Here is a 22,797-nt window from a genome sequence, read left to right as displayed (position 1 = left end):
GGGGGTGCGAGGCGGGTGCGGTCACGCGGCGGTGGGCGTCACTCGGAGGTGGGCGTCACCAGGGGGACGGGGCGGGCGGGGGGACGACCGCGGGGCGGTCGTCGCAGGTGATGGTGTTGGGCAGCTCCCAGGGGGCCAGCCAGTCGCCGGTGGTGCCGCCGCCCGTGTTGCCGCCGAGGTCGGTCAGTGTGAACTCCGAGCCGGCGGGGGTGAAGTGGAACGACCCGCAGTTGTTGACGCCGACCGCGCCCACGCCGCGCGCCTGGACGTCCTGGAACGTCGCGCCGCCCGCCACCCGGGCGCTGACCACGGAGGTGCCGGTGCCGTCGACGCGGACGTCCTTGAAGTGGACGTTGGTGATCGAGTACAGGTCCTTCACCGGGAAGTCGCTCACCAGCATGATCGCGTTGTACGTGGTGTCGAGGAAGCTGTCGCCGGTCACCTCGACGTCCGCGTCGATGTTCCGCTCCAGCGCGTAGAACCAGATCGCGCCGAGCCCGATCTGCCAGTTGAGGTCGAACGTGCCGGCCCGCACGGTGGTGTTCCCGGTGATCCACACATGGCCGGTGAACGGCTGCGCGCCGAACCGGGAGCCGATCTGGATGCCGCTGCCCTCGCGGATCGGGTCGGCGACGAGGTTGTCCGAGACGGTGTTGTCCGTACCGCCGTACAGCGCGATGCCGTTGGCCAGCACCGGCGTCTGGACGGTGTTGTGGTCGAAGGTGTCGCGGGCGTCCTCGGTCCCGTCCGACCACATCGCGAGCGCGTCGTCGCCGGTGTTGCGCAGGACGTTGTTCCGGACCACCGAATCGGTCACGCCGGTGTGGAAGTTGATGCCGTCGGCGGTCTGGTCGACGATCTCGTTGCCGGTGATCGACAGGTCGTGCATGGGCCCGTCGAACCACATGCCGACCTTGGTGTGCTGGATGTACAGGCCGGAGATCGTGGAGTCGCTGAGCGCGCCGCCGATGCCGTTGACCTGGTCGGTGTCGACGCGGTCGCGCACGTCGCCCTCGATCGCGAAGTCCGACAGGTGGACGTTCGAACTGCCGCCCTGCGCGGCGTCCTTGCCGTAGAAGCCGACGCCGGTGTGGAGCGAACCGTCCGCCGCCGGCGAACCCAGGGTGACCTGGTGGCCCTTGATGATCGTGTACCAGTTGCCGGCGCCCTCGATGGTGATGTCGTCCACGACGATGTGCCGGTCCACCTGGAACGTGCCCGGCGGGACGTACACCTTGAGGTGGGCCTTGCGGGCGAAGGCGATGGCCCGGTCGAACGCGGGAGCCGAGTCGCGGCGGCCGGTCGGGTCGGCGCCGAAGGCGAGCACGTCGGCGGCGGCCAGGTCGATCCTGGGGGCCGCCACCGCCTGGGAGTCCAGGAGGTCGACGGTGGTGGGCTCGGCGCCGGCCGGCACCGTCAGCCGTACCTTCTGCCCGGCCCGGTAGGTGCGGCCCAGCAGCAGCCGCTGCTCGTCGTAGAAGTGGTTGGGCCGGAAGGGCTTGCTCACCACGGGGGTCGGCGTGGTCTGGTCCGGCACGCAGCCGCACTCGGTGATCCACTGGTCGGGGTGGAGAAGGTCCGCGTCCGGGTCGTTGGAGAACGGGTACTGGTTGTACAACCAGGCGTACTGCGAGGTGAGCGTCATCGTGCGGCGGTCCTTGCCGTCCACGGTCACCTGGAGCGGCGAGGTGGTGCCGCCGCCCAGAGGGGCGTCCGGGATGCTGTAGCGGACGCTGATCGCGTTGGCCGCCTTCGGCAGCGTGAACTCCACGTACTGGCCCGGCTGGAGGGTGACCGCGCTGCGGCCGGACGCCTCGGCGGGCAGCGTGTAGGCGTCGCGCCCGGGGCCGATCACCGTGCCGTTCGTCGTCGCGTGCTCGGCCTCCTGCTCCACGAAGCCGAGGTCCGCGCCGGCGCCGCCGGTGAGCGCGGGGTCGAGCGCGGCCCGGGTGGCGGCGGGGGCGCCGACCGCCGCGCTCGTACCGCCGCCGCTGGACGACGCGGCATGGCCGTAGGCGAGGGCCGGGGCGGTGGCGTGGGCCGGGGCGGTGGCGAGGGCCGGGGCGGTGGCGTGGGCCGGGGCGGTGGCGAGGGCCGGGGCGGTGGCGAGGGCCCCGAGGCCGAGGGCGCCCGCGACCACGGCGGCGAGCGCCGTCGGCACGCTGCGCCGGGGTCTGCGGGGCGGGGCCGCCGTGGCGGCCGTGCTGCTCCGTGACATCGCTGGCTGGTTCCTCTCGGTCGGGCGGGCGGGGGCGCCCGGACGGGGAATGAGGCGGGGGACGGTTCGGTCCCCGGACGTGAGCTGCGGCGCGGCGCTTGGACGGTCCGGTCGGTACGGGAAGGCCGGCCCCCGCTGGGCCGCGCGGGCCGCCCGGCGGCGGCGCCGTCGGGGTGTGGCGACAGTAGGCCGCGGCCGGGGCGCCCGACAAGGTGCGTGCACAGTAGTTTTCATGCGCGTGGCGTCCAAGTTCACTACGTCGTCTCTTTTTTGCGGCTGCACGAAGATGTGTTGCAGTGAACGCCTGGGACAGCAGAGGTGGTTGCGGCGCGGCGGACCGGTCCGGCGGATCGGCGAACCGTTCGCGGACCGGACGCGTCCGTACCGTTTGCGCGGGCGGCGGACTCACGGGGAGGCCGCCGCCCGCCGCCGCGTCCCCACCGGCTGCCGCCTGGAGGGACGTTGATCCCTGTGCGGGCCCACGCACCCTCCGCGGCACGCGCTCCCGTACCCGACCACCAGCCGCACGTCTGGCACATCCGCCGGCGGACACCGCGCGACCGGCGGGCATGACAGACGGCGTGCGGGCCCATGACAGATGTCACCCGGGAATCCGGACGTCCTGCACTGCCGCCCCCACCGGCCCGCGCGGGAAGCTCACGCCATGGCACTCACCGGCGTGTTCACGAAGTCCACCACCTCGACCGTCGCGTCCACCGTGACCTCCACCGTGACCTCCAGCGGGACCTCCGCCACCACGTCCCGGGCCGCCACCGGTGACGCCGCCGCCTCTGACGCCGCCACCGCTGACGCGGTCGCCTCTGCCGCGGTCGCGGCACCCGCGCTCAAGCCGGTGCCCGTGTGGTTCTTCGCCTTCGAGGGCGTCACCGGTGCCTGCTACGACCTCGTCAAGACCTCCTCGTACGGCTGGACGGTGGTGGCCCTCGCCGTCGGCGCCAACATCGTCCTGGCCCGCACCGGGCTGCGGGGCCTGCGGATGGCGCGCGCGATGTTCAGGAGCGCCCGCACCCGCAAGGTCGCGGTCGCTCTGGTGGCCCTGCGGGTGGGCGCGCACTTCGCGCTCGGTGCGATCGGCGTCGCGGCCACCTCCCGGCCGGCCCACCTCGCCTTCGCCGCCGTGATGTGCGCCACCACCATCGCCCTGCTCACCTACGAGCAGAAGGTCGTCCTGCGCGCCCTCGGCACCCGCTGACCGCCCGCGGGCCGGGCGCCGGCGAGTGTCCGGGGCGGCCACCCCGCCCGGGACGGCCCCAACACCCCGACAACCCCGACGCCCCCGGGGGAACGGCACGTCGAGCCCACGGTGCCCCGCCTGTCCTGGCCGCGAGGAGAAGGCCCCGGAAGCGAGCGCGGACGCAGGGCCTGGCACGAGGTCGGACACAAGGTCGGGCACGAGGTCGGACACGAGGTCGGGCACGAGCACGGCAGGGTGCAGGGCACGCGCCTTCGGCGCCCCACCGTCGCGTACCGTCAGCAACAGCGTCCCCGTCGCGAGAGAGCGAGCACGACATGAGCACCCGCACCGCAGTGGTCACCGGCGCGAGCGGCGGCATCGGCGCCGCCACCGCCCGCAGCCTCGCCGAGGCCGGCTACCACGTGGCGCTCGCCGCCCGCCGCACCGACCGGCTCGAAGCCCTCGCCAAGGAGCTGGCCGAGGCCGGCCACAGCGCCTCCGTGCACGCGCTGGACGTGACCGACCGCGCCGCCGTCGACGCGTTCGCCACCGCCCTGGGCGACCTGCCCCCGCTGCACGTGCTGGTCAACAACGCGGGCGGCGCGCTGGGCACCGACCCGGTCGCCACCGGCGACCCCGCCGAGTGGCGCACGATGTACGAGGTGAACGTCCTCGGCGTGCTGCACGTGACGCAGGCGCTGCTGCCCGCGCTGACCGCCTCCGGCGACGGCACCGTCGTGGTCCTCACCTCCACCGCCGCGCTGGCCACCTACGAGGGCGGCGCCGGCTACGTCGCGGCCAAGCACGCCGAGCACGTGATCGCCGAGACGCTGCGGCTGGAGCTGTGCGGCCAGCCGGTGCGGGTCATCGAGATCGCGCCCGGGATGGTCAAGACCGAGGAGTTCTCGCTGACCCGCTTCCACGGCGACGCCGAGAAGGCCGCAGCGGTCTACGCAGGCGTGGAGGGTCCGCTCACCGCGGAGGACGTGGCCGAGACGGTGGCCTGGGCGGTCAGCCGGCCCGCGCACGTCAACGTCGACCTGCTCGTCCTGCGCCCGCGCGCCCAGGCCAGCAACTCCAAGGTCCACCGCGTGCGGTAGTCCGCCCTCCAGGCCCCGCTCCTCCGGTCCCCACCCGCGCGCCCGCCTGCCGGCGCCGGGCGGGAGGTCCGGCGGGACATCCGGCGGGACATCCGGCGGGAGGTGGGACGATGCCCGACCGTTGCCGGGCGGTCGCCGGGCGGTCGCCGGGCGGTCGCGGGGCCGGAAATCCGTTGAACGCCGTCCGTGCCCGCGGTTAGCGTGGCCCGCCATGACGACGAGCCCCGACGCCGCCGACTGGCGCGCCGCCAACCGCGCCAACTGGGACGAGCGCGTCCCGATCCACACCTCCGGCTCCTTCTACGACCTGCCCTCCTTCGTCGGCGGCCGGGACACCCTCCGGGACTTCGAGCTCGCCGAGGTCGGCGACGTCCGCGGCCGGACCCTGCTCCACCTCCAGTGCCACATCGGGCTGGACACCCTCTCCTGGGCCCGGCACGGCGCCGCCGTCACCGGCCTGGACTTCTCGGCGCCGGCCCTGGACACGGCCCGCGACCTCGCCGCCCGGACGGGCGCCACGGCCGCCCGGTTCGTCACCTCCGACCTGTACGACGCCGTCGAAACCCTCGACGGGCGGACGTTCGACGTCGTCTACACCGGCTTCGGCGCGCTCTGCTGGCTCCCCGACCTCGCCCGGTGGGCCCGGACCGTCGCGGCGCTGACCGCCCCCGGCGGCTTCCTCTACCTGGCCGAGTTCCACCCCGTCGCCGACGTCCTCACCGAGGACGGCCGAAGCGTGGACGGCGACTACTTCCACCGCGGGCCGCTCGTCTTCGACGAGCCGGGCACCTACGCCGACACCTCGGCGCCGATGACGGCGACCCGGACGGTCGAGTGGCAGCACGGCGTCGGCGACGTCGTCAGCGCGGTGGCCGCCGCAGGGCTCCGCGTGGAGTTCCTCCACGAGTACGGCCACGGCCACTTCCGCCTCCCGCCCGGCCAGGGCCTCCCGCAGGTCTACACCCTGCGCGCGTCCAAGCCGGCGTAGGTCCGAAGGTCCGAAGGCCCGAAGGCCGGAAGACCCGAGCTGGTAGCCGGGTCAGAGCTGCCAGGCGGCGCTGAGTTCGTCCATGAGCGCGGTCTGGCGCTTCCGCAGGGTGGCCGGGGTCCAGTCCCGGGTCTGGAGGACCTGGGTGGTCAACGCGAAGTTGGCCACACCCAGCTTTCCCGTGAAGTAGCGGGACTTCTTCTCCGCGAAGTCGTAGTTCTGCGCCTGCGCGTTCTTGTAGCGGTTGAGGAGCACCAGGTTGGCGAGCCGGTCGGTCCAGAACCGGCGCTCCTCGTCGGTGAAGTCCGCCGACCACTGCGAGCCGCGCCCCGGCTTCTGCGGCAGGACGTGCTCCACCGTGATCAGCGGGTGGGAGTAGACGACCCCCGAACCGTCGGCCAGCACCTGGTCCAGGCGCAGCAGGATGTACTTGCGGGTCCTGATGTCCAGGTAGACGGGGCCTTCGAGGCGCTCCCGGGTGGCCGCGCGCTCCTCGTCGGTGAGCTGGAGCGAGGGGGAGTCCAGGCCGTGTCCGGCGTCCAGGTCCCGCAGCAGCTCGACGTACCGCTGGACCCGCTTGGTGGTGTACATCCGCCGGATGAACATGCTGGCCGACAGGCGCTCAAGGGCCCGCAGGAAGTCGTTGAGCCACTTCGGGTCGTTGGCGTGGGTGCGCAGCGCCCAGAGGGCCGACGGCTGCCAGTCGTTGTTGTCGATCTGCGCCAGCCTCCCGAACCACGTGTTGACGTGGTCGGCGCCGGACTCGGCCTCGTAGCGGGAGTCGCGCATCTGGACGTACGCGTTCGCGTAGGGGACGAGGAGGTCGTCGACGAACTGCGCCGCCTTGCCGGGCAGGAAGTGCGGCTCCAGGACCTGGCGGGGGAACTCCTTGAGCAGCTCCGCCTTCGCCCGTTCCTTCGCGTAGATCGTCCGCAGGTGGAGGAACAGGTCGCCGAAGTCGTCCCGGCCCAGCGCCTGCTCGGCGTCCTCCCACTTGGCGGCGGCCGCGTCCGCCAGCTCACCCTCGCCGATGTCGCCGATGATCTGCGACTTGAAGATGTCGGCGGGCTTGAGGTCGAGCCCCCGCGAGTTCATCACGCTGAAGATCCGGTGCGCGCTGTTCAGGTCGGGGGTGCTCACCACCACGAGGAACGTCCGCACGATCATCATCTGGACGAGGTCGAGCCGCCGCTCGGCCGTCCACGTCGACAGCTCCTCCGACAGAGCCATCGCGTTGCCCCGGATGGCCTTCTGCGCGTCGGTCTTCAGCTCGCCGGCGGCAAGCTCCGCAAGCGCGGTGGTGGCGCCCTCGGCCTGCACGCGGAGGCGGAAGAACTCCGCGTCCTTGGGGCGCAGCGTCAGCCGCGGCTTGGCGGCCAGCCCCTTGGACACCTTGCCCGGCTCGCGGACCGCCGCGTCCAGCTCCGCCCGCAGCACGGGGTCCTCCGTCAGGTCGCGCAGCACCGCGAGCAGGATGGTCAGCGTGGTGAGCCGCTGCTGCCCGTCGATGACCTGCGCGACGGAGTCGGAAGGCCGCTTCACCAGGACGATCGACCCCAGGAAGTACGGTTCCTCCGAACCGCCGTCCATGGCCTCGGTCAGGTCGAACAGCAGCTGCTCCGCCTGGTCCGCTCCCCAGGCGTACGGCCTCTGGTACTGCGGGATGCGGAAGTCGTAGTCGCTGCAGAACACCTTGTCCAGGGGCATTTCATGGGCTTCGAGCTGCTTCATGCGCCCATCGTTCCGCGGCGCGGCGGGCCGCGTGGCCAGAACGGTGAACGGCGGCCGGAACGGCGAACCGCCGCCCGCCCACCACCCAACCGCCCCGGACACGCCCGGATGAGGCGGATGAGGCGGATGAGTCGGTCCGCCGTTGAAGCACGTCACTCCTGCCGGTCGGCCGACCCGACAGCAACCTCCACCTACCGCTTCAGCGCCCGGTACCGCTTGAGCAGGGCCGTGAGCCGCTCCGGGGCAGCGGCACCGTTCAGTTCGGCGACGAGATCGTCAGGGCAGAACTCGTAGAGGTCGCCCCACCACCGCCGCCCCCTGTTGTCCCAGATCCGGTAGCCCCCCGGTACTCCCCTGGCCACATACCGCCGCCGGCTCACGCCGCCCCCTCCTGGTCCTCCCTCGTCCGGCCAGTGTCCTGCTTCGTCCGGCCAGTGTCCTGCTTCGTCCGGTCAGTGTCCGGCCCCGTCCCGGTCAGCCCTTGACGCAGACGATCTGCTTGAGCTTCGCGACCACCTCGACCAGGTCGCGCTGGCGGTTGATCACCTGGTCGATCGGCTTGTACGCGCCCGGGATCTCGTCGACGACGCCGGAGTCCTTGCGGCACTCCACGCCCCGCGTCTGCTCCTCCAGGTCCCGGGTGGTGAAGCGGCGCTTGGCCGCGTTGCGGCTCATCCGGCGGCCGGCGCCGTGGGAGGCCGAGTTGAAGGCCGCGGTGTTGCCCAGGCCCTTGACGATGTACGAGCTGGTGCCCATCGAGCCGGGGATGATCCCGTACTCGCCGCCGCCCGCGCGGATCGCGCCCTTGCGGGTGACGAGCAGGTCCACGCCGTCGTACCGCTCCTCCGCCACGTAGTTGTGGTGGCAGGAGATGACCTGCTCGAACGTCGGCCGGGCCTTCTTCAGCTCCTTGGCCACGACCCGCTGGAAGAGCGCCATCATCAGCGCCCGGTTGCGGCGGGCGTACTCCTGCGCCCAGAAGAGGTCGTTGCGGTAGGCGGCCATCTGCGGGGTGCCGGCCACGAAGACGGCGAGGTCGCGGTCGACCAGGCCCTGGTTGTGCGGCAGGCCCTGGGCGACGCCGATGTGGTACTCGGCCAGCTCCTTGCCGATGTTCCGCGAGCCGGAGTGCAGCATCAGCCACACCTGGTCGTCGCCGTCCAGGCAGACCTCCAGGAAGTGGTTGCCCGAGCCGAGGGTGCCCATCTGCTGCGCGGCCCGGCCGGCCTTGGGGCGGACCGCGCGGGCCAGCCCGTCGAAGCCGTTCCAGAACTCCGTCCAGCCCGCGGTGGGGAAGCCGTGCAGCGAGCCCGGGTCGACCGGATCGTCGTGCATGCCCCGGCCCACCGGTACGGCCTGCTCGATCCGCTGCCGCAGCCGCGACAGGTCGCCGGGCAGGTCCGAGGCGCGCAGCGAGGTGCGCACCGCGCTCATGCCGCAGCCGATGTCCACGCCGACCGCCGCCGGGCAGACGGCGTCCCGCATCGCGATCACCGAGCCGACCGTGGCGCCCTTGCCGTAGTGCACGTCCGGCATGACGGCCAGGCCCTCGATCCACGGCAGCGAGGACACGTTGCGCAGCTGCTGCATCGCGGACGCCTCGACCCCGGCCGGGTCGGCCCACATCCGGATCGGCACGTTGACGCCCGGCACCTCGGTGTACCCGCTCGGCATCCCGGTGCGTCCGGCCGCCGGCCCGGTGTACCCGGTCGTGGCGTCGTGCGCCGTCCTGGTCTCGTCCATCTCCGTCACCCTCCCCCCTACGCGTACCCTCGCGCGCCCGCCGTACCGGTCCCCTCCGCGCCGCGCTCAGGCGGTGCGTGTCGGCCCGGCACCGCTGCCGCGGGGCCGTCTGGAGTCCTCTCCGTCGTCTTGTTCGTCGTCTCGTTCGTCACGTCGTTCGTCACCGGGGTCGCCCGTACGGTGGTCGCACCGGTGGTCGTCCCCTTGGTCGTCCCCGGTGGTCCCGGATTCGCCGCCCCCCACGGTCGACGTGCTGGTCCGGTGCGACCGTGTCACCCGGGCGGGTGAGCCTCGGCTGCCGCCCTTCCGTCTCCGCGCGGGAACGGGACGGGAACGGGACGAGAACCGGACGGGAACCGGACGGCCCTCCCTGATGTCGTATCCAGCAGGACGGAGCCGACTGCCCCGGCCGGTCCCGGGCGGTCCCGGCCGTCGTCTTCGTCACGTCCGGAGTGTCGGCCGGGCGGGGAGGACGGCGTGCCGAACCCGCGGGAACAGCCGGTGTGCAGCGGTCCGCCGAGGGTCGCGCGGGCTCTCGCGGGTACCTCCCCGGCGGGCGGTTCCGGCGCGATGTGCGGTAGACATTGTGTCCAGGGCTCGCTCATGTGCGCCAAGGGATTTACGCAGGGAAGGAGGGCCGCCCGTGCGGTCCAAGCCGCCCTTCAGGACGCGGTTCGCCTCCCGTTCCGCCGTGCTGCGCCGGGAGCGGGTGCCGCTGGCCGCCGGGGCGGTCCTCGCCGCGGCCGCGGTGCTGGCGCTGGCGGCGTGCACCGCCGGCGGCTCCTCCGACGGGGCCGACAGCGAGGGCACCACCGCGCCGGTCGGCAGCGGGACCGTCTCGGCGGCGCCCGGCAAGTACAAGACGCTCCCCCAGCCGTGCACGGCCGTCGACCTGGACTCGCTCAGGCAGCTGGTGCCCGGGGCCGTGGACTACTCCGGCAGGGAGTCGCTGACCTACGACACCGACCGGCTCGTCGGCTGCTCGTGGTCGGCCAAGACTGCCGAGGGGACCTCCCGCAAGCTGACGCTGAACATCGTCCGGGTGGTCTCCTACGACCCGGGGGTGAGCGACGAGGTCGAGGCCGAGACGGACTTCGAGAAGCAGGCGGGCGCCGCGTCGATCCCGTCGGCCGCGCCGAGCAGCGGGCCGTCCTCGTCGTCCTCGTCTTCCTCCGACTCCTCCGAAGCCGGCGCGTCCGACACCCCGTCCGACGGCGCCTCCGGGACGCCGTCCGGCACCCCGTCCGGGACCTCCTCGGACGGCACCGCCGCCGCGGGCAGCGAGGGCGGCGGCTCGACGGCCGCCGCAAGCGGGACGAACAGTGCGAATGGCGCGAACGGCGACGAAGAGGCCGCCGACTCGCTCTCGCCACGCCGGCTCAGCGGTGTGGGAAACGCCGCATTCATCAACGACGTGGCCTCGACCCGCTCCAGCGCCTCCACCCGCACGGTGACCGTGGTTTTCCGCGCGGCGAACGTGCTGGCGACCATCGGCTACACCGAGTCCACATCTGGTCACACCGCGCCGCCGAGCAGCGCTGACCTGCAAAAAGACGCCCAGAAGGTGGCAACCGAGCTCCAGCGCAAAGTCGAGGGATAAGGCAGGGGCCCGCGCCGTGACCCTTTAGTGTGGTGCGGCGTGTGGCCCGGCGGTGCCCGAAGAGGACACCGGGGCCACCGAGCACCGAAGCCGGCGGAAGGCGCCGGCAAAGGACGGAAGGGCCCCGGAAGACCATGGAAGATCCCATGGAGCAACCCATGGACGCGCCCATGGAGTACGGCACAGGCAGCATGCCCGGCGGCGCGCCCGCGCAGGGCGCGTGGAGCCCCCAGGGGGGCTACCCGAACGGCACCGCGGACGGCTACGGCCCCGAGGGCGCCCACGGCTACGCCGCCAACGGCTACGGCGCGGACCCCTACGGCTCCGGCTCCGGGTACGCCGACGGATACGGCACCGGCAACGCCGCCGGATACGGCGAGGCGTACGGCACGCAGCCGTACCCGGGTGACGGGTACGGCACGCAGGCCGCCGCACCCCAGCCGCCGGCGCACGCGCCCGAGGCCGCCTCCGGGACGCCCGAGGCCCAGCCGTACCCCCAGGCTCAGGACCGGATCCAGCTCCAGCCCGAGGTCCCGCCGATACCCGGTCCCTTCGGCGGCGGGGACGGCGGCAGCGACGGCGGGGACGGCTCCGGCGGCAGCGGCTCCGGCTCCGGCGGCAGCGGCTCCGGCTCCGGCTCCGGCGGCAGCGGCTCCGGCGGCAGCGGCAAGGAGCCGAAGGAGCACGGGAACGAGGACGGGAACGCGCCTCAGGTCGTCCGGCCCTGGCAGACGCCGAAGGCCCGGCTGGCGCTGCTCGTGCTCGCGTGCGCGACGGTCTGCGCCGGCCTGGCGGTGGGCTGCACGTCCTCCGGCTCGCACAAGGACACCAGCGCCGACAAGGACACGCCGTCCGCCCCGTCCGTCAGCACCTCTTCCACGCCGACGCTCGACCCGGCGAAGTTCCGGACGCTGCCGTCGTCCTGCTCGTCGGTCGCCCACTCCACCGTCGGCGCGCTGGTGCCGAAGGCGAAGTCGTCGAAGGGCACCACCGCCACGACGGGCGACTCCGGCACCCGCGGCGGCTGCTCCTGGACCGGGAACGGCAAGGACGGCTACCAGTACCGCTGGCTGTCGGTCACCCTGGAGCGCTACGACACCACCGCGGACCTCGGCTCCGGCGACGACCAGGCCAGGAACCGGTACACCCAGGAGCTTGCCTCGCTGGGCAGGACCAAGGGGTTCACCACCTCCACGGTGTCGGGGTTGGGCGACCAGGCCGGTTCGGTCAGCGGCAAGGCGACGGTCTCGAAGGTCACCTCGCAGAACGACACCGTGGTGGCCCGCACCGGCAACGTCGTCGTGATCGTCGAGTACAACGGCGCCGGCTTGGAGGGCAAGAAGAACCCCTCGGCGTCCGACGTGGACAACGGCGCGCAGCGCGCGGCCAAGGACGCGGTGGCCGCGGTCGCCGCGGCCAACGGCTCGGCCAACGCCTCGGGCACCCCGAGCACTTCCGCCTCAGGCACCGCCACCTCCTCCGGGAAGACGACCAGCAGCCCGACCGGCAGCCCGACCGGCAAGCCGACCGGCACGTCGTCGAGCAGCCCGAGCAGCACGAGCAGCGCCAAGGCCACGTCCTGAGCCGCCGCCGGACGGGGCTCGGCCGACGCTGAGCCCCGCCCGGCACCCGGCACCCGGCACCCGGCACCCGCTGCCTGACCTTGGGCCGGGCACCCGGCACCCAGGCCCGAGCACCGGGCGCCTAGGCACCCAGCGCCGGGCGTCCGGCGCCAACCCCCGCTCCCTGCCCGGTATGTGACGGTAGGTCAACCGGTTGGCCATCGAGCCCGCCGAGTCGCCGCCCGCCCGGAACCAGCCACGGCGGCAGCCCGTGCCCTCCGCCGCGCATCTGCGTTTCCAAGCTCCTGACCTGGGGCTGACGCACCTGGCGGGGTGGCAGTTCACACGACTTTAAGGCGGCGTTCCAGCCAATGTGCCCGGCCGGTGGGTCGGCCCGGATGCGATGGGCGGCGCGCCCGCGTACCCGTGGACCGCGCCCGCGCTGAGCCGCCGCCGCCAAGGAGCCCGTGCATGAACCGGATCGACCGCCCCTCCCACCACGTCCCCGTCTCGGACTGCGGGGAGGCCCCGGGCGCCGCACCGTCCGGCGTCCGCCGCGCTGGGGGCAGCCGCCTGCGCCCGCTGCTGTGCGCCGGCGCGCTGGTGCTGGGCACCGCCACGGTGGGCCTGTCCGGCCTGACCGCGGTGGACGCCTCGGCCGCGGCCCCCGCCCACGGCGCCACCACCAGTGCCTCGGGCCAGTGGCAGTGGTCGACCCAGAACGTGGCGCCCGGGCTCCAGGTGCGCACCGGCACGCTGACCGACTCGGCGTCGGTCCCGGTGTGGACGATCGCGGTGCAGGCTCCGGGGACCAGCCGGCTGACCGGTGCCGCCTCCTGGTCCGACGTGGCCACCGCCAGTTGGGCTTCCGCCACCGCCGCCACCCTCAAGGGCGCGGGCCTCTCCCCCCGCGTGGAGGACGTCGAGTGGCCCGCGTACGAGGGCCTGCCGAAGGGCAGCATGGGCAAGCGGGTCCGGGTGGGCTCCTACCCGACGCAGGCCGCAGCGACGGCCGCCGCGGCGAGCGTGACGGCGGCCGGCTTCCACGCCTCCGTGGAGTGGACCGGCTACGACGCGCAGACCCCGGCGGACCGGGAGAACGTCCACGTCGCCGTCGTCGACCCGCGCACCTTCACCGGCACCGTCGAGGGCACCCACGACGGCAGCGTGACGCAGCGTGAGACCACCTCGTCGGTCGCGTCCAAGCTGGGCTCGCTGGTCGGCGTGAACGCCGGCTTCTTCGTCACCGCGGACAGCGACGGCGTCCAGGGCATCCAGTCGGGCGCCGCCGCCTACGACGGCCAGCTGGACTCGATGGCGTCCGGCTCCCGCGCGGCCCTGCTGATCCAGGACGGCGGCCGCGACGTCCGCGTCACCAACCTCACCACCAAGGCCACCGCCCGCGTCGGCGGCTCCACCGTCGCGGTGCGCGGCATCGACCGCGTCCCCGGCACCGTGCGGGACTGCGGCCAGCCGGGCGGGCAGCCCAGCGACCAGCCCTGGCAGGACGTCACCTGCCACCTCACCGACGACCTGGTCCTCTTCAACAGCGCCTTCGCCGCACCCCTGCCCACCGGCACCGGCACCCAGGTGGTGCTGGACCACTCCGGCCGCGTCCTGTCCGTCGGCACCCGCGGCGGCTCGGTCCCCACGGGCGACACCGTCCTGCAGGGCATCGGCACCGCCGCGAACTGGCTGAACGCGCACGCCGCCAAGGGCCACAAGATCAAGGTGGACGAGGACATCAGGGACAGCGCCGGCCGCCAGGTCCGGCTGGGCTCCGGCGACAGCATCGTCAGCGCCGCACCCGTCCTGGTGAAGAACGGCCGCGTCGACATCGACGCCGTCGACGAAGGCACCGTGGACCCGAAGGACCTCTCCTTCGGCTACGCCTGGTCCGAAACCCGCCAGCCGCGCACCATCGCCGGCGTCGACGCCCAGGGACGGCTGCTCCTCGTCACGGTCGACGGCCGGCTGGCCGGCGGCAGCGAGGGCTTCACACTGAACGAGGAGGCGTCCTTCATGCGCTCGCTCGGCGCCGTGCAGGCCCTCAACCTGGACGGCGGCGGCTCCACCGCCATGGCCGTCAACGGCACCCTGGTCAACTCCACCTCGGACGCCACCGGTGAGCGCCCTGTCGGCGACACCATCCAGCTCCTGCCCGGCCGCACCCACCACTGACCTCCGGCGGGCCGAGCCCGCGACGCCGGGCCCGGGGGGCGGCACCTCAGCCGTCCGCCCGGGCCCGTGCCGCTGGGCTCGGCCCGCCCGGACCGCCGCCCGCCCTGGTCACCCCGTCACGGACCCCCACCGCAAGCCCCGTCACGGACCCGCGCCCCCGGACCCGTCACGGACCCCGGCCCCTGGAGCCGCTTCACCGGGCCCGTCACGGCCCCGCCGGACACCGCCGGACACCGCCGGAGCGGCCTCCGCGGCGCCGTGGCACATCACAACTCGGCACTGTCACCTCCGTATCCGCACGTTTGTCCGATCCATACGTCAACCCGAAGCTTGATCATCACCCTCATGTGGCACTCTTGGGCGGTCAGTTCACGGGGGTAGGCGACTAGGGCGCAGGAGGGGCCGCGGGTGGCCGCGATACATTTGACCCGGACGCACCGGATATTGGTCGGTATCGTCGTCGCAGGCGCCGTCGTCATCGCCGCGATCGGCTTCGCCGGCTCCTACGCCGCGGTGCGCGCGCTCGCGCTGCACAAGGGCTTCGGCTGGTTCGCCAACGTCTTCCCCATCGGTGTGGACGCCGGCATCGTCGTCCTCCTCGCGCTGGACCTGCTGCTGACCTGGCTGCGCATCCCGTTCCCGCTGCTGCGGCAGACCGCGTGGCTGCTGACCGCCGCCACCATCGCCTTCAACGGCGCCGCGGCCTGGCCGGACCCGCTGGGCGTCGGCATGCACGCGATCATCCCGGTGCTCTTCGTGGTCTCCGTGGAGGCCGCCCGGCACGCGATCGGCCGGATCGCCGACGTCACGGCCGACAAGCACATGGAGTCCGTCCGGGTCACCCGCTGGCTGCTCGCCCCGCTGCCGACGTTCCGGCTCTGGCGGCGGATGAAGCTGTGGGAGCTGCGGTCGTACGAGGAGGTCATCCGGCGCGAGCAGGACCGGCTGGTGTACCGGGCCAGGCTGCGCGCCCGGTACGGCGTCGCGTGGCGCCGCCGGGCCCCGATCGAGGCGATCATGCCGCTGCGGCTGGCCCGTTACGGCGTGCCGCTGGCGGAGACCGCCGACGCGGGCCTGGAGGCGGCGGGCATCGAACTGCTCCCGTCGGGCGCCGTGAAGCGGCTGGACACGGCGGACGAGTCGGCTCCGGCGCTGCCGAAGGGCTCCGCGTCCGGGCCGGACCAGGGAACCGGCACCGCCCCCGCCCAGGAGGCCGCCGGACCCGGGCAGGCACAGACGCAGGGCCAGACGCAGGCACAGACGCAGGGCCAGGCACAGGATCAGGGCCCGGATCAGGGTCAGGGCCAGGACCCGAACGCCCAAGGCGCCGAGGTGAGCGACGAGTTCGACCTCGCCCTCGCGCAGGCCCAGGAGTACGAGCGCCGGCTCCAGCACCGGCAGCTCCAGGAGCAGCAGATGCTGCGGATCCAGCAGATGCAGCAGATGCAGCGCGCCCAGCAGGCGGACGGCGGCCAGGGCACGCACCACAGCCCGTGGTTCGCGGCCCCGCAGGCGCCCGCACCGGCCCAGGGCCACCCGTTCACCGTCCCCGAACAGCAGCAGTGGCAGGAGCAGCAACAGCAGGGCTACGGCCCCGGCCTGCCCTTCATCGGCCAGACCGAGCAGCCCCAGCAGTACCCGGGCCAGCTCCCGCCCGAGGCGCAGGCCCACTCGGACCAGGCCCGGTACCAGGCGGAGCTCCGGGCCCAGGCGGAGCTCCAGGCCCAGGGCCAGGCGGAGTCGCAGGGCCAGGGCGGTACGCCCGCTGAGGCGGCGCCGCAGAACCCGGCCGCCGAGCCGCAGGTGCGGGTCCCGGCCGGCCCCAACCGGACGCGCCCGCTCGGCGGCGTCGGCGCCGAGGGCGGGCCCGCCGGGGCGGCCGTCCCCGGCCCCGCGCCCCCGAGCCCGAGGCCCCGGGCCGCAGCCGGAGGAGGTCGCGGCGGGCTCCGGGCCGGAGGCGGACCCGGAGGCGGGGCAGGAGGATCTGACGTTCCCGGTCGCCGGTCTGCGGATGCCCGACGGAATGACGGCCGAGGACGCCTACATGGGGGTCTACCGCCGCTACGTGCAGACCCACGGCGACTTCCCCAACGCCCGCCAGCTCGTCCGCGCGATGGTGGAGCAGTTCGACGGCACCGGCCCCGAGGAGCGCGAGCTGGTCGCGGCCACCCGGGAGCTGCGCTACCGCTACAACGAGGAGAGCTCGTACACCCCGTGAGCCGTCCTCACCTCGGGGCGTGACCGCGCCCGGACGGCCGCCCCCAGGCTGTCGGCGGGTCCCCATACCCTTCCCGCATGCTTGAGATGAGGCAGTTCACCCGGCTCGGCGACGAGCCCCTCACGTCGCGCGACGGCCGCCACGTACTGCGCTACGACGTCGACGGCGTCGCCTCCCTGACCGACACCGCCACCGGCGAGGTCCGCTGGCGGGCCGGCGGGAAGGGCGCGCTGCTGCTCGGCGGCGACGGCGCGCTGCACACCGAGGACGACGGCCGCCGGCCGCTGTGGACAGCGGACCTGGGGCACCGGGACGCGGTGCGCCTGGTGGTCACCGACGACGGCGACCTGGCGCTGCTCGGCGACGACGGCGCGCGGCTCGCCGGCTCCCGCACCGAAGACCCCGGCACGGTGGAGCTGCGCGGTTCGGCCCCGGCGGCGGCGATCACGGAGACCGCGCACCTCATACGGCCGGGGCGGAACCGGTGGAGCGTGGCCCGCGTGCGGGACGGGGGGCTGGTGGTCCATCAGAGGACGTCGGGCGCCGGCCTCGCCTCCACGCTGCCCGCGCCGCTGGCCCGGTGGTTCGAGCAGGACGGCGCCGAGCTGACCTGGCGCCAGGTCCCGGAGCGGCGCGGCAGGAGCTGGCGGCTGGTCCTGGTGGACGCCGCCGGCGAGCTGCTGTGGCGGTCCACCAGCCACGACGCGCCGGCGGACCCGCCGCCGTCCACCCCGTACGCCTACGGCGGGCACGAGCTCCCGGCCGGCGGCCGGCTGCGGCACCAGTCGCTGACCTCGCCGAACGGCTCGCACACCCTCGTGCACCAGGAGAACGGCGACCTGGTGCTGTACTGCAACTCCGCCCAGCGGAAGGTGTGGGCGACGGACACGTGGTGGGCCGGCAACGGCTGGGCCGACCTCACCGGCGGCGACCTGGTGGTGCGGACCCTGTACGGCGCCCCGCTGTGGCGGGCCGGCACGACCGGCGCGACCCGGCTCGTGGTCGGCGACGACGGCACGATCGCGCTCGACGGCACCTCGTGGGTGGTCGACGTCCACGCGGGCTGCACCCGGCCCGGCATGAACACCGCGCGCGGCGACACGCTGCTGCCCGGACAGGCTCTTCAGCGGCAGTCGTTGACGGCGTCCGACGGTTCCACGGTGTTCGCGCACCGGGACGACCGGCGGCTGGTGGGCTACGCCCCCGACGGCACGTGGCTGTGGGACGAGTACGTCTGGGACGCCGAGCGCAGCTACCTCGCGCTGGACGAGGACGGCATGCTGCGGGTGCACGGCGTCGACGGTTCCGTGGCGATGGAGGTCGACGGGCCGGCGGACGCCCTGGTCGTCACCGCCGAGGGCGTGGAACTGCGGCGCGACGGCACGCCGTTCTGGCGCAACGGCAGGCGGGTCGCGCCGGAGTCCTGGGACGACTGGATGTCGGCGCTGATGGACGACACGGCCTACTGCGTCACCCTGGTCCGCGACGTCGAGCCGGCCGAGGCGCTGCGCCGGCTGCTCGGCGACGACACCGTGATCCACGACGGCACCTGGCGCGACCTGCGGGCGCTGAGCACCGACCCGGACGCGGACTGGAAGGACGCGTTCGCGGCCGCGTTCCGGGTCGGCGGCCACACGCTGCTGGTCGAGGAGAACGGCTGGGCGGGGGTGAACCGGCCGGAGCTGTCCGCCGGCACGTTCGCGGTGGCCTGCTTCCGCAACATCAACGCGTTGTCGTCGTTCGTGGTGCTCCGCGACGGCGCCATCGTCGCCGACCACAGCTGGGACAACGGCAGCGCCGAGCCGACGACACCGGAGGTGCGGGCGGCGCTCGCCGCGATGGGCTCCGACGACCCGGTCGACACGGCGTTCGAACATGACCTGGAGCTCTTCTGCCGGACGGCGGGCGTGCGGATCACGGTGGCGGACGTCACCGGTCCCTGCCTGTACGCCACCGACGCGAAGGAGCACGCGCAGGAGCAGGCGCAGGAACACGGGCGGTAGCTCCAGCGGGCCCGAGCACCCGCCCGTGCGTCCGGTACGCGGGCCGCCGGACGCACCCGTGCCCCGGCCGGCATCGAGCCGGCCGGGGCACGGGCGGGAAGGCGACGCGCCGGAGGGAGCCAGTGCCGCGACCGGCACGGTTCGCCCGGTGGCGAGGTGTCCTGGTGCGGTCAGCCGCAAGGCGCCGAACCGGCCTCGCAGTGGGCCTGCTCGGCCGGTACGGCAACGCGGCGGACGGCCGTGCCAGGGCGGGGGGCACACCCTGCCCTGAGCGGCGCTAGGCCCCCAGCAGCGCCCGCACCCGGTCCTGGCCGACGGCGAGCAGCAGCGTCGGCAGGCGCGGGCCGGTGTCGCGGCCGACCAGCAGCTCGTAGAGGAGCACGAAGAATTCGCGCTGCGCCGTCTTCAGCTCCGGCGTCGGCTTCGCGTCGGGCTCCAGCCCGGCCCGCAGCTTCGGCACGGCGTAGACGAGGGTGGTCAGGCCGTCCAGGGACCAGTGCGAGTCCAGCCCCTCCAGCAGGAGCTTCAGCCCCTCGCGGTCGGCGTCGCCCAGCCCGGCCAGCCGCTCGCGGTCCGGCTCGGAGCGCACCACCGTGCGCTGCTCGGCCGCCACGTGGGTGGTGGTCCAGTTGACCGCGCGGTCCAGCCGGGGACGGGCCTCGTCCAGGGAGCCCAGCGGGTGCTCCGGGTCCAGCTCGGAGAGGATGCGCAGCGTCTGCTCCTCGGCGCCCGCCGTGATGTCCGCGACCGAGGCCAGCGTCCGGTACGGCAGCGGGTGCGGGGTGCGGGCCAGCTCGCCGGCGGCGGTGCCCACCGCGCGGTTGAAGGCCGCGATGTCGGCCGGCAGCGCGGTGCCGTCCTCGACCTTGCGGTTCAGCGCGTCCCACTCGTCGTAGAGGCGCTGGATCTCCTGGTCGAAGGCGATCTTGAACGACTGGTTGGGCCGGCGCCGGGCGTACAGCCAGCGCAGCAGCTGCGGCTCCATGATCTGGAGCGCGTCGCCGGGCGTGGGCACGCCGCCCTTGGAGGAGGACATCTTCGCCATGCCGGTGATGCCGACGAAGGCGTACATCGGCCCGATCGGCTGCTCGCCGCCGAAGATCGGCCCGACGATCTGCCCGCCGACCTGGAACGACGACCCGGGCGAGGAGTGGTCGACGCCGGACGGCTCGAAGACGACGCCCTCGAACGCCCAGCGCATCGGCCAGTCGACCTTCCACACCAGCTTGCCGCGGTCGAACTCGCTGAGCCGCACCGTCTCCTGGTGGCCGCACGCGCAGGTGTAGCTGAGCTCGGTCGTCTCGTCGTCGTACGCGGTGACGGTGGTGAGGTCCTTGCCGCACTCCCCGCAGTACGGCTTGTAGGGCACGTAGCCGACGCCGGCCGCGGTGCTGCCGCCGTCGTCCTCCTCGGCGGCGCCGGAGCCCTCCTCGGCGGCCAGCTCGGCCTCGTCGACGGGCTTCTGCTGCTTCTGCTGCTGCTTGGCGGCGGGCTTCGCCGGCCCCTTCTTCGTGCGGTACTGGGCGAGGATCGCGTCGATCTCCGCGCGGTGCCGCATCGCGTGCAGGACCTGCTCGCGGTAGACGCCCGAGGTGTACTGGGCGGTCTGGCTGATGCCGTCGAACTCCACGCCCAGCTCGGCCAGCGCGGCCGTCATCGCGGCCTTGAAGTGCTCGGCCCAGTTCGGGTACGCGGACCCGGCCGGGGCGGGCACGGAGGTCAGCGGCTTGCCGATGTGCTCGGCCCACGACGCGTCCACACCCGGGATGCCCTGCGGGACCTTGCGGTACCGGTCGTAGTCGTCCCACGACAGGACGTGGCGGACCTCGCGGCCGCGGCGGCGGATCTCGTCGGCCACCAGGTGCGGGGTCATGACCTCGCGGAGGTTGCCGAGGTGGATCGGGCCCGACGGGCTCAGCCCGGACGCGACGACGACGGTTTTCCCGGGGGCGCGGCGCTCCGACTCGGCGATAACGTCGTCCGCGAAACGGGAGACCCAGTCGGCCTCGGTGCTTGCAGCCACGGTCCTCTTCTTCCTCGTCTTCCTCGCTCCGGATCTCGCCGCCCCGACCGGGCAGGCCGAACGCGTGCGGGCCGGACAGCGGCCGGGAAAGCCCCGGCACAGCCATTCTCCCAGAACGCCCGCCCCTCCCGCCCCCGCGATCTCGCGGCCTGTGGATAACCTCGCCGATCCGGCCGAAGCCGTCCCGCGCCGGTCCGATGCGGCTCGTGCCGGTCCGATGCGGCTCGTGCCGCTCCCGGCACTCGTCCCCGGTCAGCCCGCGGGCCGGCGCCGTCGCTCCCCCAGCCACGTCCCCAGCCGCGTCCCCAGCCGTTCCCGGCCTGTCCCCACCCGCGTCCCCACCCTGTGGATAACCCGGTTCGCCGCCCGGCGGCCCCATGGGACACTGGAGACCGCGCCCCGCCACCGCGTGGGACGCCGCCCAGTCACCACTCACGGAAACGGCACCGCACCCCATGGCCTCGGTTCCCTCGCTCTCCGCATCGCTCCAGCAGCGCGTCTCGGCGGCCCTGGCCGCCGCGGTGCCGTCGGCCGCCGACGCCGACCCGCTGCTGCGACGAAGCGACCGGGCCGATTTCCAGGCCAACGGCGTCCTCGGCCTGGCCAAGCGGGCCAAGGCCAACCCGCGGGAGCTGGCCGCGTCCGTGCTGGCCGCGCTGCCGGCCGACGACGTGGTGGGCGAGGTCGAGGTGTCCGGCCCCGGCTTCCTCAACATCACCGTGGCGGACGCCGCCATCACCGGGAACCTCGCCGCCCGCGCGGCCGACGAGCGGCTCGGCGTGCCCGTGAAGGAGCACCCGGGCACCACCGTGGTCGACTACGCCCAGCCGAACGTGGCGAAGGAGATGCACGTCGGCCACCTGCGCTCCTCCGTGATCGGCGACGCGATCGTCAAGATCCTGGAGTTCGAGGGCGAGCACGTGGTGCGGCGCCACCACATCGGGGACTGGGGCACCCAGTTCGGCATGCTGATCCAGTACCTGCTGGAGCACCCGCACGAGCTCGACCACACCGAGGGCGCAGGCGCCGACGCGGGCCTGGCCTCGATGTCCCGGCTCGACCGGCTCTACAAGGCCGCCCGCGGCCTGTTCGACGCCGACGAGGAGTTCAAGGACCGCGCCCGGCGCCGGGTGGTCGACCTCCAGGCGGGCGACCCGGAGACCCTGGCCACCTGGCAGCGGTTCGTGGACGAGTCGAAGACGTACTTCTTCTCCGTCTACGACAAGCTCGACATCCAGATCGTCGACGAGGACATCGTCGGCGAGTCCGGGTACAACGACCTGCTGGTCGAGACCTGCGAGCTGCTGGAGAAGGCCGGCGTGGCCGTGGAGTCCAACGGCGCGCTGTGCGTGTTCTTCGACGACATCAAGGGCAAGGACGGCGAGCCGGTCCCGCTGATCGTCCGCAAGTCCGACGGCGGCTTCGGCTACGCCGCGACCGACCTGTCCGCGATCCGCAACCGGACGGGCGACCTGCACGCCGACATCCTGCTCTACGTCGTGGACGTGCGGCAGTCGCTGCACTTCAAGATGGTCTTCGAGACCGCCCGCCGGGCCGGCTGGCTCACCGACGAGGTCGTCGCCCGCCACCTCCCCTTCGGCACGGTGCTGGGCCCGGACGGCAAGCCGTTCAAGACCCGCGCCGGCGTCAGCGTCCGGCTGGAGGACCTGCTGGACGAGGCGGTCGAGCGGGCCACGGCCGTGGTGCGCGAGAAGGGCGAGAAGATCGGCCTGACCGAGCAGGAGATCACCGACAACGGCCGCCAGGTCGGCATCGGCGCCGTCAAGTACGCGGACCTCTCCACCTCGCTCGGCCGGGATTACGTCTTCGACCTGGACCGGATGGTCTCGCTCAACGGCGACACGTCCGTCTACGTCCAGTACGCCTACGCCCGCACCCAGTCGATCTTCCGGAAGGCCGGCGCCGACCAGCGCCCGGCGGCCCACCCGGAGCTGGCCCTGGAGCCGGCCGAGCGCGCCCTCGGCCTGCACCTGGACGCGTTCGGGGAGGCCCTGGAGGAGGTCGCGCAGACCTACGAGCCGCACCGGCTGGCCTCGTACCTCTTCCAGCTGGCGTCGCTCTTCACCACGTTCTACGAGCAGTGCCCGGTCCTCACCGCGGACGGCGGCCCGGCCCAGGTGGAGAACCGGCTGCTGCTGTGCGAGCTGACCGGCCGCACCCTGAGCAAGGGCCTGTCCCTGCTGGGCATCCGCTCCCCCGAGCGGCTGTGACCGC

At 73.6% G+C, this 22,797-nt stretch carries 14 protein-coding genes; 9 read left to right on the top strand and 5 right to left on the bottom strand.

Going from position 1 to position 22,797, the window contains the following annotated elements:
- Positions 1 to 55 precede the first annotated feature (55 nt).
- Positions 56 to 2,218, bottom strand: a complete 2,163-nt coding sequence (locus tag BS72_RS19265) for a glycosyl hydrolase family 28-related protein (RefSeq protein WP_037912154.1) — start codon at positions 2,216 to 2,218, stop codon at positions 56 to 58.
- 664 nt (positions 2,219 to 2,882) lie between these two features.
- On the opposite strand from BS72_RS19265, the gene BS72_RS38485 reads away from it, so the two are divergent.
- The 3 genes from BS72_RS38485 to BS72_RS19250 all read left to right on the top strand — a co-directional run bounded on the left by BS72_RS38485 (position 2,883) and on the right by BS72_RS19250 (position 5,501).
- The gene (locus BS72_RS38485) at positions 2,883 to 3,431 is read left to right on the top strand and encodes a hypothetical protein (protein WP_232792704.1); all 549 of its coding nucleotides are present in this window, start codon (positions 2,883 to 2,885) and stop codon (positions 3,429 to 3,431) included.
- Positions 3,432 to 3,748: 317 nt separating this feature from the next.
- On the top strand, positions 3,749 to 4,513 hold the full coding sequence (locus tag BS72_RS19255) for an SDR family NAD(P)-dependent oxidoreductase (protein WP_037912151.1): 765 nt from the start codon (positions 3,749 to 3,751) through the stop codon (positions 4,511 to 4,513).
- 211 nt (positions 4,514 to 4,724) lie between these two features.
- Positions 4,725 to 5,501, top strand: coding sequence for a class I SAM-dependent methyltransferase (locus BS72_RS19250; RefSeq protein WP_037912148.1), 777 nt, complete (start codon positions 4,725 to 4,727; stop codon positions 5,499 to 5,501).
- Between the two features lie 51 nt (positions 5,502 to 5,552).
- Here the strand turns inward: BS72_RS19250 and BS72_RS19245 are convergent, their stop codons facing one another.
- From BS72_RS19245 to BS72_RS19235, 3 genes are all read right to left on the bottom strand, one after another.
- Positions 5,553 to 7,232 carry a DUF262 domain-containing protein gene (locus BS72_RS19245; RefSeq protein WP_037912146.1) on the bottom strand — a complete coding sequence of 560 codons (1,680 nt, stop codon included), beginning with the start codon at positions 7,230 to 7,232 and terminating at the stop codon, positions 5,553 to 5,555.
- Positions 7,233 to 7,423: 191 nt separating this feature from the next.
- Entirely contained in the window at positions 7,424 to 7,612 is a 189-nt protein-coding gene (locus tag BS72_RS19240) for a hypothetical protein (RefSeq protein ID WP_037912145.1), read from the bottom strand.
- 94 nt (positions 7,613 to 7,706) lie between these two features.
- Positions 7,707 to 8,906 (bottom strand): RtcB family protein, encoded by a 1,200-nt coding sequence (locus BS72_RS19235; protein WP_037916695.1) that lies wholly within the window; start codon positions 8,904 to 8,906, stop codon positions 7,707 to 7,709.
- A gap of 712 nt (positions 8,907 to 9,618) precedes the next feature.
- Between BS72_RS19235 and BS72_RS36620 the strand changes: the two genes are divergently transcribed.
- The 5 genes from BS72_RS36620 to BS72_RS19210 all read left to right on the top strand — a co-directional run bounded on the left by BS72_RS36620 (position 9,619) and on the right by BS72_RS19210 (position 18,539).
- Entirely contained in the window at positions 9,619 to 10,575 is a 957-nt protein-coding gene (locus tag BS72_RS36620) for a hypothetical protein (protein ID WP_051951274.1), read from the top strand.
- 146 nt (positions 10,576 to 10,721) lie between these two features.
- Positions 10,722 to 12,158: a hypothetical protein gene (locus tag BS72_RS36615; protein WP_157856278.1), complete on the top strand. Its 1,437-nt coding sequence runs from the start codon at positions 10,722 to 10,724 to the stop codon at positions 12,156 to 12,158.
- Between the two features lie 450 nt (positions 12,159 to 12,608).
- Entirely contained in the window at positions 12,609 to 14,318 is a 1,710-nt protein-coding gene (locus tag BS72_RS19220; RefSeq protein ID WP_078901471.1) for a phosphodiester glycosidase family protein, read from the top strand.
- 408 nt (positions 14,319 to 14,726) lie between these two features.
- A complete protein-coding gene (locus tag BS72_RS38480) occupies positions 14,727 to 16,559 on the top strand; it encodes a DUF2637 domain-containing protein (RefSeq protein ID WP_232792469.1) in 1,833 nt (610 codons plus the stop codon).
- Positions 16,560 to 16,613: 54 nt separating this feature from the next.
- Complete coding sequence (locus BS72_RS19210; protein WP_198545927.1) at positions 16,614 to 18,539, top strand: DUF6461 domain-containing protein; 1,926 nt, start codon at positions 16,614 to 16,616, stop codon at positions 18,537 to 18,539.
- Between the two features lie 277 nt (positions 18,540 to 18,816).
- Here BS72_RS19210 and lysS read toward each other — a convergent pair whose 3' ends face one another.
- A complete protein-coding gene (gene lysS, locus BS72_RS19205) occupies positions 18,817 to 20,562 on the bottom strand; it encodes a lysine--tRNA ligase (RefSeq protein WP_037912143.1) in 1,746 nt (581 codons plus the stop codon).
- 455 nt (positions 20,563 to 21,017) lie between these two features.
- Between lysS and argS the strand changes: the two genes are divergently transcribed.
- Positions 21,018 to 22,793, top strand: coding sequence for an arginine--tRNA ligase (gene argS / locus BS72_RS19200; RefSeq protein ID WP_037912141.1), 1,776 nt, complete (start codon positions 21,018 to 21,020; stop codon positions 22,791 to 22,793).
- Positions 22,794 to 22,797: the final 4 nt, after the last annotated feature.

The sequence above is a fragment of the Actinacidiphila yeochonensis CN732 genome (assembly GCF_000745345.1).
Classification (GTDB): domain Bacteria; phylum Actinomycetota; class Actinomycetes; order Streptomycetales; family Streptomycetaceae; genus Actinacidiphila; species Actinacidiphila yeochonensis.
The sequence above is the reverse complement of the archived record's forward strand: the minus strand, read 5'-3'. Positions and strand labels throughout refer to the sequence as shown.